This is a genomic window from Methylobacterium aquaticum (assembly GCF_016804325.1).
Taxonomy (GTDB): Bacteria; Pseudomonadota; Alphaproteobacteria; order Rhizobiales; family Beijerinckiaceae; genus Methylobacterium; species Methylobacterium aquaticum_C.
This window is the reverse complement of the sequence record NZ_CP043627.1, coordinates 684409-697351: the sequence shown is the minus strand read 5'-3', so window position 1 is coordinate 697351 and position 12943 is coordinate 684409. Positions and strand designations below refer to the sequence as shown.

The window sequence follows — 12943 nt, the reverse complement described above, 5'->3', positions numbered from 1 at the left end:
GACATCCGCAAAAGCCCTCCGTTCAACCAGATTCTCAAGAAGCCCGCGCCCGCGGATGCGCGGCGTCGAAGGCGTCGAGCAGGCGGGCGGAGTCGACCTTGGTGTAGACCTGCGTCGTCGCCAGGGAGGCGTGGCCCAGCAATTCCTGGATCGCCCGCAGGTCGCCCTGGCGGGCGAGCAGGTGGCTGGCGAAGGAGTGGCGCAGGGCGTGCGGCGTCGCGGTCGAGGGCAGCCCCAAAGCCCCGCGCATCGAGGCGACGGCGAGCTGCACGATCCGCGGCGAGAGCGGACCGCCCTTGGCGCCGACGAAGAGCGGCCCCTCCGGCGGCAGGGCGTAGGGGCAGAGCTTCAGGTACTCCTCCACCGCGGCCTGGACCTGGGCGATCGCCGGCACGCTGCGGGTCTTCTGGCCCTTGCCGACCACCGTCACGGCATCGACCCCGCCGACCGGCGCATCGCGCCGCGTGAGGCCGAGCGCCTCCGAGATGCGCAGGCCCGAGCCGTAGAGGAGCGCCAGCACCGCGGCGTCGCGGGACAGCACCCAGGAGGGACGATCCTCACCGAGCCGGATGTCGGGGCTCGCCATCGCGATGGCGGCCGCGACCGGGAGCGGGCGGGGCAGGCGCCGCTCGACCTTGGGCGATCGCACCGCGGACAGAGCCGCGACGCTGCCGTGGCCCTCCCGGTCGAGGTGGCGGGCAAACGAGCGCAGGCCCGCGAGCGCCCGCATCAGGCTGCGCCCGCCGACGCCGTCCTGGCGTCGCGCCGACATGAAGCCGCGGACGTCCCGGGGCTTCAACCCGATCAGGGTCGGGATGTCGGGGTTCGTGCCCCCCTTGGCCAGGTGGGCGAGGAACTGGCGCAGGTCGCGCCGATAGGCCTCGACGGTGTTGGGCGACAGGCGCCGCTCCGTGGCCAGCCCGTCGAGCCAGGTGATCGCCGCCGCCCGCACGTCGGGGGCGCCGGGCAGCAGCAGGTCGACGGATTCTGCGTCGGACATTGGGGGCCGGGCTCCGGTTGGAGACCGAATAGGCCCCCGATCCGGTTTATGGGGGGTTGACGTTCCCGGTCAGGCGGGGGTGAAGCGCAAGGTGACGCCGTGGCGGGCGCTCGCGCCCGGCGCCAGCAGGCGTTGCGAATCGCGCTCCGCCAGCTCGCCGGAAAAGCCCATCCAGTCGGCGTGGCCGGTCCAGCATTCGAGGGACAGGAACGGCGCCGTCGGCTTCGTCCAGACCGCGAGATGCGGGAAATCCTCGGCCTCGAGGGTGATCGTCGCGCCCGACGGGGCGGTGAAGTGCATCGCCCGGCTGCGGGCGTTCAGGAACACCAGCGCCTCGGTGAACATCTCGGGATCGAGGGGCAGGGTGTCGCCGGCGAGGGGCAGCGCGCGCTCGGAGCGCACCAGCAGCCCGCCGGGCCCGACCTCGGGCACCGCCGGCCGCTCGGGCTGCTCGAAGCGCACCGCGTAGCCGCCCCCGGCCGCGCGCTCGCCGCCGGCGAAGGGCCAGGGAAAGGCCGGGTGGAAGCCGAGGCCGTAGGGCAGCGGTTCCGAGCCCGGATTGTGGACCTCGCAGGCGAAGGTCAGCGCGCCGTCCCGCACCGTGGCGGTGATGTCGAGGCGGAAGGCGAACGGGTAATGCGTGCGGGATTCCGGGGCGTCGGTCAGGCGCAGGGTCACGCTGTCCTCGGCCTGCGCCACCACCGTGAAGCGGCTGTCGCGGGCGAACCCGTGCTGCGCCATCGGGTAGGCCCGGCCCGCCACCGTGACGGCGCCCCCGGCGGAGGCGCCGACCACCGGGAAGAGCCAGGGCGCATGGCGGTTCCAGTGCGCCGGATCGCCCTCCCACAGGTACTCGGTGCCGCCGACCCGCCAGGAGACCGGCTCGGCCCCGGCGAGGGCGAGGCGGGCGGTGGTGTCGCGGTGGCGGATCTCGACGGTGTCGGTCATCGGGGCCTCGTAGGGCTGGCCGGGCGTGAACCCTCCCCCCTCTGCGGCAGGACTATCCAGGGCAAATCCCTTTGAGAATCAAGCGCGGGATCCCCTCTCCCGTGTGGGAGAGGGGTAGGGGTGAGGGTGACACGATTCCGCAATGACCCTGAGCCGTCGAGCTGCCAGCACGACGATCTCAGCTTTATACTGAAGCGTGTCACCCTCACCCCCGACCCCTCTCCCACACGGGAGAGGGGAGACGCGCCATTCTTTTCAGCGACAGCCACGCGCAGAGGGGGGAGGGATCGAGAGAGCGGAAGTTCACCCCCGCCGGGCGGTGTTGTTGCTGCGCCGGGGCTGGCGGGGACGCGGCGGGACCTCGGCTTCGCCGCCGGCCAGGGCCTCGACCTGGAGGTCGGCCGGGCCGGTGCGCGGGAAGGTGTGGGCGAAGCGCTCGGCGGCGCCGCCGCGGACCTCGAACTTGGTCTCGCGGTCGAAGATGCGGATCGCGCCGATCTCCTCGCGGGTCACGTCGCCGCGGCGGCACAGCATCGGCAGCAGGCGGCGCGGATCGGCATTGTCGCGCCGGCCGACATTGAGGCGGAACCACACGCTCGACCCGAACGGGGCGCGCGGGCCGTCCCGCGGGGTCGTCTCGCGCTTGGTCATCGCGCCGCGGCCGGTGGTGAAGCCCGGATCGGTGACCTCCTCGGGCGCCGGCAGGCGCGAGCGGTAGGCCCGCACCAGGGCGGCGGCCAGATCCTCGGCCGAGCGCTGGGCGAGCAGCGACTGGGCCATCGCCCGGTCCTCGTCGCTCACCTCGTCGGTGACGAGCGGGTCCTGGAGCAGGCGCTCCTGGTCGAGGGTGCGGATCTCGTCGGCCGGCGGCGGGCCGGACCAGACCGGGACCACGTTCGCCCGCACCATCAGCTCCTCGGCCCGGCGGCGGCGGGACGGCGGCACCAGGAGCACGCTGATGCCCTTGCGGCCGGCCCGGCCGGTGCGGCCGGAGCGGTGCTGCATCACCTCCGCGTCGTTGGGCAGCTCGGCATGGATGACGAGGCCGAGACCCGGCAGGTCGATGCCGCGGGCGGCGACGTCGGTGGCGACGCAGACCCGGGCGCGGCCGTCGCGCAGCGCCTGGAGGGCGGCGTTGCGCTCGCCCTGGCCGAGCTCGCCCGAGAGCGCCACGGCCTGGAAGCCGCGCTCGGTCAGCACCGCCTGGAGGTGGCGCACGGAATTGCGGGTGTTGCAGAACACGATCGCGGTGCGCGCCTCGATCTGGCGCAGGGTGTTGACCACCACGAGCTCCGTCTCCCGCGGCAGGATGCGGAAGGCGCGGTACTCGATGTCGGCATGGGCCTTGGTCTCGCCGACCACCGCGATCCGCTTCGCATCGCGCTGGTAGGACTCGGCGAGCGCCACGATGGCCTTCGGCAGGGTGGCGGAGAACAGCAGGGTGCGCCGCTCGGCCGGCGTCGTGCCGAGGATGAATTCGAGGTCCTCGCGGAAGCCGAGATCGAGCATCTCGTCGGCCTCGTCGAGCACCACGGCGCGCAAGGCCGAGGGGTCGAGGTTGCGCCGCTCGAGGTGGTCGCGCAGGCGGCCGGGGGTACCGACCACGATGTGGACGCCGTCGGCGAGCCAGCGGCTCTCGCGCCGCGGATCCATGCCGCCGACGCAGGAGACGACGCGGGCGCCGGCCGGGCCGTAGAGCCAGGACAGCTCGCGGTGGACCTGGAGCGCCAGCTCACGGGTCGGCGCGATCACCAGCGCGAGCGGCGCACCGGGGGCGGGCAGCATCTCGGCATCGCCCAGCAGCGTGCGGGCGAGGGCCAGGCCGTAGGCGACGGTCTTGCCGGAGCCGGTCTGGGCCGAGACGACGAGGTCGCGCCCCTCGGTCTCGGGCTCGAGGACGGCGGCCTGGACCGGCGTCGGGTCTTCGTAGCCGCGGTCGGCGAGGGCCTTGGCGAGGGGGGCGGGCAGAACAGGAAAAGGCACGTGGATTCGATCCCGGTGATAGCGACGCGCGGGGATCGAATCGGCTCCGGAGGCACGGCCTGGCAGCTCGTGGCCTCGTGGAGAGGGCCGGCCGCATCGGCGGCGGGCGCTCTGCGGCGCGCGGGGAATCCCTACGGTCTTTTCGTGGAGGAGGCAGCCATTACAGGGGTTCCGCCCGCAGGTCCACCCCGCCCCCCGCATGGGTGGCACCCCCAGAGGGATGCCCCGAGCGGGATGATGTCGGCGGATCGGGTGCGTTCCGGGCGACGTGTTCCGGGCGGGGGATCAGCCCTCGATCATCGCCCGGATCTTGCGCGCCAGGAGATCGACCGGGAAGGGCTTCGTGATCATCTGCATCCCGGGGGCGAGAAATCCCGCCATGGCGGCGTTCTCGGCGTAGCCGGTGATGAACAGCACCTTGAGCCCCGGGCGGTGCTCGCGGGCGGCATCCGCAAGCTGGCGGCCGTTGAGGCCCGGCAGGCCGACATCGGTGACGAGGAGATCGATGCGGGCGGCTCCCCGCAGGGCCGCGAGGCCGGCCGGACCGTCCTGGGCCTCGAGCGCCTGGTAGCCGAGATCGCGCAGCACGTCGACGATGAGGCCGCGCACCGCCGGCTCGTCCTCCACCACCAGCACGGTCTCGCCGCTGCCGGCGGGCGGCTCGGCCGGGCCGGCGGCCGGGCTCTCGGCTTCCATGAGGGGACCGTCGTGGCGGGGCAGGTAGAGCGCCACGGTGGTGCCGCGGCCGACCTCCGAGGCGATGACCGCATGGCCCTCGGACTGGCGGGCAAAGCCGTAGATCATCGACAGGCCGAGACCCGTGCCCTGCCCGATCGGCTTGGTGGTGAAGAACGGATCGAAGGCGCGGCGCACCACCTCGGGCGGCATGCCGGTGCCGGTATCGGTCACGGCGAGCCGGATATAGGCGCCCGGCGCCACGTCGCCGTGGGCGGCGGCGAAGACCCCGTCGAGGGTGACGTTGCGGGTCTCGATGGCGAGGTGCCCGCCCTCGGGCATCGCGTCGCGGGCGTTGATGGCGAGGTTGAGGATCGCGCTCTCGAGCTGGTTGGCGTCGCACAGCGTCGGCCAGAGGCCGTCGGCGAGGCGGGTCTCCAGGGTGACGGTCTCGCCGAGCGTCCGGCGCACCAGGTCCTCCAGGGAGGCGACCAGCGCGTTGGCATCGACGGCCCGCGGATCGAGGGGCTGGCGCCGGGCAAAGGCGAGGAGCCGGTGGGTCAGCGCCGCGGCCCGGTGGGCCGAGGTCAGCGCCGCCTCGATGTAGCGCGGGGCGACGTCGGTACGGCCCTGCGCCAGGCGCGTCGACAGGAGGTCGAGGGAGCCGACGATGCCGGTCAGCAGGTTGTTGAAGTCGTGCGCGATGCCCCCGGTCAGCTGGCCCACCGCCTCCATCTTCTGCGACTGGCGGAAGGCGTCCTCCAGCTCGCGCTGCTCGGTCACGTCGCGCCCGACCGCGTGCAGGTGGTCCTCCCCCGGCACCGCGGTCCAGGACAGGGTGCGGTAGGCGCCGTCGGCGTGGCGGTAGCGGTTCTCGAAGAGCAGCGTCGCGTGGCCGTCGGCGAGGCGCCTGGTCTCCGCCAGGGTGCGCTCGCGGTCGTCCGGGTGGACGAGGTCGAGGAACGGGCGGCCGACGAGGTCGGCTTCCGTCCAGCCGAGCACCGCGTGCCAGGCGGGGTTGAGCGCCGCGATCGTGCCGTCGAAGCGCGCGACCAGCATCACGTCCTTCGACAGGCGCCACATCCGGTCGCGCTCGCGGGTGCGCTCGGTGACCTGGGCCTCCAGGGTCTCGTTGACCCGCCGCAGGGCATCCGCCGCCTCGTGCCGGACCCGGGCGAGGCGCAGGTTGGTCTCGACCCGGGCCAGCAGCTCGCGGGCCGAGAACGGCTTGATCAGGTAGTCGTCGGCGCCCGCCGCCAAGCCCTCGATGCGGGCCTCCTCGCCGGCCCGGGCCGAGAGCAGGATCACCGGAATGCCCCGGAGCGCCGGATCGGCCCGCAGCGCCGCGAGGAGCCCGAACCCGTCGAGGCCCGGCATCATCACGTCGGAGAGGACGAGGTCGGGCGCGTGGCGGCGGGCCGCCTCCAGCGCCGCCTGCCCGTCGCCCACCGCCTCGACGACGTGGCCGCTGTCGCCGAGCAGGCGCCGGACATAGGCCCGCATGTCGCCGTTGTCGTCGGCGAGCAGCACCCGGCCGGTGAGGCAGGACGGGGAGGAACGGGGCACCTCGCCGAGATCGGGCGGGCCCACCGCCCCGTCGTCGAGCCAGCGCGTCGCCTCGTCGACGAAGACGTGGGAGCGGGTGGCGGTCGAGAGGCCGGCCCGGGCGGCGCGGATGCGATCCTGCGGCAGGTGGGCCCGGCCGAGCGGCAGGCTCACCGTGAAGGTGCTGCCCTCGCCCACCGTGCTCTCGACCCCGACCGTACCGCCATGGAGCCGGACCAGTTCCTGCACCAGGGCGAGCCCGATGCCCGATCCCTCGAAGCTGCGCCCCTGCGCGCCCTCGACCCGGTGGAAGCGCTCGAACAGCCGCGGCAGCTCGGCCTCCGGGATGCCGAGGCCGGTATCCGCCACCGACAGCACCGCCCGGCCCCCTTGCGCCCGCAGCCGCACGGCGATGCCGCCGTCCAGCGTGAACTTGAAGGCGTTGGAGACGAGGTTGAGGACGACCTTCTCCCACATCTCGGGATCAACGAAGGCCGGCTCCGGCAGGCTCTCGCACTCGACGCCGAGGACGAGGCCGGCCTTGTCGGTGGCCGAGCGGAAGCTGGAGGCGAGCTCCGCGGTGAAGCGGGCGAGGTCGAGGGGCTCGAAGGCGGCTTGCGCCCGGCCGGCCTCGATGCGCGAGAAATCGAGCAGCGCGTTGACGAGCTTCAGGAGCCGCAGGCCGTTGCGGTGAGCGAGTTCCACCAGGCGGCGGGTGTCGGGATCGAGGGTGGCGGGGGCGGAATCCAGCACCTCGGTCAGCGGCCCGAGCATCAGGGTCAGGGGCGTGCGGAACTCGTGGCTGACGTTGGAGAAGAACACCGTCTTCTGCCGGTCGAGCTCAGCGAAGGCCTCGGCCCGGCGCCGCTCGGCCTCGTAGGCGTTGGCGTTGGCGAGCCCCGTGGCGATCTGGCCGACGAACAGCTCGACGAAGCCGCGATATTCCTCGTCGAGGGGCCGGTAGGGGTTGAGGCCCGCGACGAACACCCCGGCCGGACGGGCCTGGCCCTGCTGGGCAATCGGCACGACGAGCGCGTGGGTGGGGGGCCGGTCCCAGGGGCCGGACGGCAGGGCGGCAAATGACGGGCCCAGCGCCTCGACCGGCAGCAGCACCGAGGCCTGGCTGGAGGGGCCTTGGCCGGAGAGACCTTGGCCGGATGGATCGAGGTGGTCCATCGCGGCGGTAGCGGCCTCGGCCGCCCGTCCGGCGGCCGGGTGATCCGGCCCGATTCCCGCCCGGGCCAGCAGGGCCGGCGCGTCGCCCGCGAGATAGGCCAGCGCCACCGGCAGGTCGCCGGTCCCCTCCCCGAGGCAGGCGGCGACGACGGTGCCGACCTCCGCCGCGGTGCGGGCCGCCGCCATGCCGGCGCCGAGGTCGCGCAAGGACCGCAGGCGCCGCTCGCCGATGACCCGCTCGGTCTCCTCCGAGACAACGCAGAGCATGCCGGTGACGGTGCCGGCATCGTCGGCGAGCGGGCTGTAGGAGAAGGTGTGGTAGCTCTCCTCGGTAAAGCCGCGCCGCTCCAGGAACAGCAGCAAAGCCTCGTCCCAGGTCGCCTCGCCGGTGCGCAGCACCTGGGCGATGCGCGGCCCGATATCGGGCCAGATCTCGGCCCAGACCACGTCCGAGCGCGAGCCCAGCGCCCAGGATTCCTTGACGCCGAGCGTCGGCCCGTACGCGTCGTTATAGAAGAACGCGAGGTCGGGTCCCCACGCCATCCACATGGCGAAGCGGGAGCCGAGCATGATCCGCACCGCCGTGGTCAGCGATTGCGGCCAGGCCTCGATCGGCCCGAGGGACGTCGCCGCCCAGTCATGGGCGCGCAGGCGGGCGCCCATCTCGCCCCCGCCGGGAAACAGGGTCTCGTACGCGTTCGTCCACTTACCCGGCATGAGTATCGTCCAGCATGCCCCCGCGATGGCACGGGCGCCGCGGAGTGTCAAAAACCAGGCATAAAGGAATCCTGACGCGACGGGCCGGACGAGCGTATTTTCTGGAAAAACTCCGACCGACCGGGGCGTCCGGCCCGCCGGGTGCGGTTCGTCCTGGGTGGGATCAGGCGCCGTGCGCCGGCCGGCCGGTCAGGGCCCCGCCGATCTCGGCGACGATCGCCTGCGGGGTGGCACCGATCGAGACCACGAGCGGGTTCTCGTCGGACGCCGGCTCCTCCAGGGTGCGGAACTGGCTGTCGAGCAGGCTCGTCGGCATGAAGTGGCCGTGGCGGGCGGCCATGCGCCGGCCGATCAGATCGCGGTCGCCCTTGAGGTAGACGAGGCGCACGTCCGGCCGATCGCCGACCAGAATCTCGCGATAGGCCCGCTTGAGGGCCGAGCAGGTCACCACCCCGTGCCGCCCCTCGGCCCGGAGCCGGTCGATCCAGGCCGCGATGGCCGCGAGCCAGGGCCAGCGATCCTCGTCGGTGAGGGGGTGGCCGGCCTGCATCTTCTCGACGTTGGCCGGGGGATGGAAATCGTCGCCATCCTCGAACTCCCAGCCGAGCCGGCCGGCGAGCAGGCTCGCCACCGTGCTCTTGCCGGAGCCGGAGACGCCCATCACCACGATGACAGCGGGAGGAATCGGATTGCCTGGGGCATTGTCCATCGTAGCGTGTCCTCCCGTTTTCTTTGTCATTCTCAAGCAGACGATACCGCGTTGAGCGCGTCACCCTCCCCTTCTGCCGCACCGCTGTCCGGGGAAAACCCCTTCGAAATCAAGGCGCGGGATCCCCTCTCCCGAGTGGGAGAGGGGTAGGGGCGATCGAAGATCGCGCAGGGTGGCTCGGGTTCCGCAATGACCCAGAACTGTCGAGCTGCGCAGCTCGACGCCCAGCGAATTATCCTTAAGCCGAGCCACCCTCACCCCCGGCCCCTCTCCCACACGGGAGAGGGGAGGCGCGCCATTCTTTTCCCGGACAGCCCTGCGCAGGGGGGAGGGGTATAGCCGTCGCGCTCACATGTGCAGCGCGCGCTTCTCCACCGCGAGGGCGGCTTCCTTCACCGCCTCGGTCAGGGTCGGGTGGGCGTGGCAGGTGCGGGCGATGTCCTCGGAGGAGGCGCCGAACTCCATCGCCACCGCGACCTCCATGATGAGGTTGCCGGCATCGGGCCCGACGATGTGGACACCGAGCACCCGATCGGTGGAGGCATCGGCCAGCACCTTCACGAAGCCGTCGGTGGTGTGGTTCACCTTGGCGCGGCCGTTCGCGGTGAACGGGAACTTGCCGGTGTTGTAGGCGATCCCGTCCTTCTTCAGCTCCTCCTCGGACTTGCCGACCGAGGCGACCTCCGGCGTGGTGTAGACCACGTTCGGGATCACGCCGTAATTCACGTGGCCCGCCTTGCCGGCCAGGATCTCGGCGACCGCGACGCCCTCGTCCTCGGCCTTGTGGGCGAGCATCGGGCCGGCGATCACGTCGCCGATGGCGTAGATGCCGGTGACGTTGGTGGCGTAGCGGTCGTCGGTCTGGATCCGGCCCTTGTTGTCGAGCTGGACGCCGACCGTGTCGAGGCCGAGGCCCGCGGTGTAGGGCGTGCGGCCGATGGCGACGAGGACCACGTCGGCCTCCAGGGTCTCGGCCGTGCCGCCCGCGGCCGGCTCGACGGTGACCTTGGCACCCTCGCCGCTGCGCTCGACGCCGGTGACCTTCTGCGACAGGCGGAAGGTGATGCCCTGCTTCTGCAGGATGCGCTGGAACTGCTTGCCGACCTCGCCGTCCATGCCCGGCAGGATCCGGTCGAGGTACTCGACGACGGTGACCTCGGAACCGAGACGCCGCCAGACCGAGCCGAGCTCGAGGCCGATCACGCCGGCGCCGATGACCACGAGCCTGCCCGGGACCTTGGTCAGGTCGAGGGCGCCGGTCGAGGAGACCACGACCTCCTCGTCGATCGTCACGCCCGGCAGGTTGGCGACGTCCGAGCCCGTCGCGATGACGACGTTCTTGGCCTCCAGGATCTGGTTGCTGCCATCCTCCGAGGTGACCTCGACCCGGCCGGCGCCGGCCAGCCGCCCGGTGCCCTGGAAGGCGTCGATGCCGTTCTTCTTGAGCAGGAACGCGACGCCCTTGGTGTTGCCGTCGACGCCCTCCTGCTTGAACGACATCATCTTCGCCAGGTCGAGCTTCGGCTCGCCGACGGTGATGCCCAGCACCGGGAAGTGCTTGGTCACCTCCTCGAACGCCTCGGAGGCGTGGAGCAGGGCCTTCGAGGGGATGCAGCCGACATTGAGGCAGGTGCCGCCATGGGTCGGGCGCTTCTCGACCACGGCGGTCTTCAGGCCGAGCTGGGCGGCGCGCAGGGCGCAGACATAGCCGCCGGGGCCGGTGCCGATGACGACGAGATCGTAGGACGACATTCTGGACTCGCGAGGTTGGGAGCGGCGGGCCTCATGGGCTAAGCCGCCGATGACGGGGATGGGGTGAGGAGAGTTAGCGGCCGCCCGAGATCGTCAGCGTCGTGCCGGTGGCGTAGGAGGCCTCGTCCGAGAGAAGCCACATGATCGCCGAGGCGACCTCGTCGGCGGTGCCGGCGCGCTTCATCGGCACGAGCGGGCTCAAGCGCGCCAGCCGGTCGGGCTGGCCGCCGCTGGCATGGATCTCGGTCTCGATCAGCCCGGGGGCGACGCCGGTGACCCGGATCCCCTCCTCGGCGACCTCGCCGGCGAGCCCGGTGGTGAAGGTGTCGATGGCGCCCTTCGACGCCGCGTAATCGACGTACTGGTTCGGCGCGCCGAGGCGGGCGGCCACCGACGAGAGGTTGACGATGACGCCGCCCTGGCCGCCATGCCGGGTCGACATCCGCCGCACCGCCTCGCCCGCGCACAGGAACGAGCCGATGACGTTGGTGGTCATCATCCGGTGGAGCCGGGCGAACGTCATCTCGTCGACCCGGGCGGCGTAGTCGACGACGCCGGCATTGTTGACGAGGCCGCCGAGCGTGCCGAGGCCGTCGGCCGCCTTGAACAGCGCCGGAATGTCGGCCTCGAGCGCGACGTCGCTCCTGACGGCGAGCGCGGTGCCGCCGGCCGCCTCGATCTCCCGCACCAGGGCGTCGGCGGCGTCCTTGGCCGCGACGTAGGAGAAGCAGACCCGCCAGCCGGCCCGCGCGGCGCGCAGGGCGACCGCCCGGCCGATGCCGCGGCTGCCGCCGGTGACCACCAGGACCTTGTCCGAGACAGCCTTGTCCATGACCCCGTGCTCCCTGTTGCGAGGGGCCCTAAACAGCTGGACTGTCAAGGGGAGCCTCCTGGAACGATCAAGGCGCGGGATCCCCTCTCCCGTGTGGGAGAGGGGTAGGGGTGAGGGTGACACGCTTCAGTCAGAATCGCTGAGCGTGGTGCTGGCAGCTGGACGGTTCCGTATTCTGCGGAACCGCAGCACCCTCACCCCCGGCCCCTCTCCCACTCGGGAGAGGGGAGACCCGCGCTCCTTCTTTGTCGGACCACCCCGGGGGAGCGGTCCGAATCACTTGCCTCAGAGGTCGAGCACGAGGCGCGCCGGGTCCTCCAGGGCCTCCTTGACCCGCACCAGGAAGGTCACGGCCTCCTTCCCGTCGACGATCCGGTGATCGTAGGACAAGGCGAGGTACATCATCGGCCGCGCCTCGATCTTGCCGTTGCGCACGACCGGGCGCTCCTCGATGCGGTGCATGCCGAGGATGCCCGATTGCGGCGCGTTGAGGATCGGGGTCGACATCAGCGAGCCGTAGATGCCGCCGTTGGTGATCGTGAACGTGCCGCCCTGCATGTCCTCGATCGACAGCTTGCCGTCGCGGGCCTTGCGGCCGAAGCCGGTGATGGCCTTCTCGATGCCGGAGATCGACAGCTGGTCGGCGTCGCGCACCACCGGCACGACGAGGCCCTTGTCGGTGCCGACCGCGATGCCGACGTGGTAGTAGTTCTTGTAGACGATGTCCTGGCCGTCGATCTCGGCGTTCACCGCCGGCACGTCCTTCAGGGCGCCGATCACCGCCTTGGTGAAGAAGCCCATGAAGCCGAGCTTGGCGCCGTGCTTCTTCTCGAACACGTCCTTGTACTGCTGGCGCAGGGCCATCACCGCGCCCATGTCGACGTCGTTGAACGTCGTCAGCATCGCGGCGGTGTTCTGGGCGTCCTTGAGGCGCCGGGCGATGGTCTGGCGCAGCTTGGTCATGCGCACCCGCTCCTCGCGGGAGGCATCGTCCGGCGCCGAGGGAGCGCGGGCGGCCTGCGGGGCCGGGGCCGGGGCGGGAGCCGAGGCGCCGGACGAGATCGCCGAGAGCATGTCGCCCTTGGTGACGCGGCCGTCCTTGCCGCTGCCCTTCACCGACGACGGGTCGACGCCGGATTCGTGGGCGAGGCGCGCGACGGCCGGGCCGTTGTCGCCCGAGGCGTGACCCTTCGGGGCGGCGTCGCCGTGGGCGCCGTAGGAGGCGGACGAAGACTTCGCCGGAGCCTCGGCGGCGGCCTTGGAGGAATCCTTGGGGGCCTCCTTGGGAGCCTCGGCCTTCGGGGCCGCGCCGTTGCCGGCGGAGGCGCCGCCCTCGACGATCGAGCCGAGCAGCGCGCCGGGCTCGACCGTCTCGCCGTCCTTGGCGACGATCTCGCCGAGCTGGCCGGAGGCCGGGGCGTTGACCTCGAGGGTGACCTTGTCGGTCTCGAGCTCGACCAGCGGCTCGTCGGCCTTCACGATGTCGCCGGGCTTCTTGAACCAGCGGCCGATCGTGGCCTCGCTCACGGACTCGCCGAGCGTCGGGACGCGGATTTCGGTGGCCATGTCTTCCGTCAGGGTTGGGGCGGTGGGGTGTCGCCCGAAA

Annotated in this window: 8 protein-coding genes; all 8 read right to left on the bottom strand. The window is 72.0% G+C overall.

The genetic code is table 11. The annotated features are described in order from the left end of the window. Window positions 1-34: 34 nt before the first annotated feature. The 8 genes from F1D61_RS03065 to odhB all read right to left on the bottom strand — a co-directional run bounded on the left by F1D61_RS03065 (window position 35) and on the right by odhB (window position 12903). Complete coding sequence (locus F1D61_RS03065; protein ID WP_203156463.1) at window positions 35-1000, bottom strand: tyrosine recombinase XerC; 966 nt, start codon at window positions 998-1000, stop codon at window positions 35-37. A 69-nt stretch (window positions 1001-1069) separates the two neighbouring features. Further along, complete coding sequence (locus F1D61_RS03060; RefSeq protein ID WP_203156462.1) at window positions 1070-1948, bottom strand: aldose 1-epimerase family protein; 879 nt, start codon at window positions 1946-1948, stop codon at window positions 1070-1072. A 303-nt stretch (window positions 1949-2251) separates the two neighbouring features. Further along, window positions 2252-3931 carry a DEAD/DEAH box helicase gene (locus F1D61_RS03055; RefSeq protein WP_203156461.1) on the bottom strand — a complete coding sequence of 560 codons (1680 nt, stop codon included), beginning with the start codon at window positions 3929-3931 and terminating at the stop codon, window positions 2252-2254. Window positions 3932-4216: 285 nt separating this feature from the next. After that, window positions 4217-8044, bottom strand: a complete 3828-nt coding sequence (locus F1D61_RS03050) for an ATP-binding protein (RefSeq protein WP_203156460.1) — start codon at window positions 8042-8044, stop codon at window positions 4217-4219. Window positions 8045-8207: 163 nt separating this feature from the next. After that, a complete protein-coding gene (locus tag F1D61_RS03045; protein ID WP_203156459.1) occupies window positions 8208-8753 on the bottom strand; it encodes a gluconokinase in 546 nt (181 codons plus the stop codon). 348 nt (window positions 8754-9101) lie between these two features. Beyond that, entirely contained in the window at window positions 9102-10505 is a 1404-nt protein-coding gene (lpdA, locus tag F1D61_RS03040; RefSeq protein ID WP_203156458.1) for a dihydrolipoyl dehydrogenase, read from the bottom strand. A gap of 73 nt (window positions 10506-10578) precedes the next feature. Continuing rightward, entirely contained in the window at window positions 10579-11337 is a 759-nt protein-coding gene (locus F1D61_RS03035; RefSeq protein ID WP_203156457.1) for an SDR family oxidoreductase, read from the bottom strand. A gap of 285 nt (window positions 11338-11622) precedes the next feature. Beyond that, window positions 11623-12903, bottom strand: a complete 1281-nt coding sequence (gene odhB, locus F1D61_RS03030; protein ID WP_203156456.1) for a 2-oxoglutarate dehydrogenase complex dihydrolipoyllysine-residue succinyltransferase — start codon at window positions 12901-12903, stop codon at window positions 11623-11625. Window positions 12904-12943 lie beyond the last annotated feature (40 nt).

What these genes read in the sequence shown, in the direction of transcription:
- F1D61_RS03045 (WP_203156459.1), bottom strand. Translation starts at nt 8,753, where the DNA reads ATGGACAATGCCCCAGGCAATCCGATTCCTCCCGCTGTCATCGTGGTG.
- lpdA (WP_203156458.1), bottom strand. Translation starts at nt 10,505, where the DNA reads ATGTCGTCCTACGATCTCGTCGTCATCGGCACCGGCCCCGGCGGCTAT.
- F1D61_RS03050 (WP_203156460.1), bottom strand. Translation starts at nt 8,044, where the DNA reads ATGCCGGGTAAGTGGACGAACGCGTACGAGACCCTGTTTCCCGGCGGG.
- F1D61_RS03035 (WP_203156457.1), bottom strand. Translation starts at nt 11,337, where the DNA reads ATGGACAAGGCTGTCTCGGACAAGGTCCTGGTGGTCACCGGCGGCAGC.
- odhB (WP_203156456.1), bottom strand. Translation starts at nt 12,903, where the DNA reads ATGGCCACCGAAATCCGCGTCCCGACGCTCGGCGAGTCCGTGAGCGAG.
- F1D61_RS03060 (WP_203156462.1), bottom strand. Translation starts at nt 1,948, where the DNA reads ATGACCGACACCGTCGAGATCCGCCACCGCGACACCACCGCCCGCCTC.
- F1D61_RS03065 (WP_203156463.1), bottom strand. Translation starts at nt 1,000, where the DNA reads ATGTCCGACGCAGAATCCGTCGACCTGCTGCTGCCCGGCGCCCCCGAC.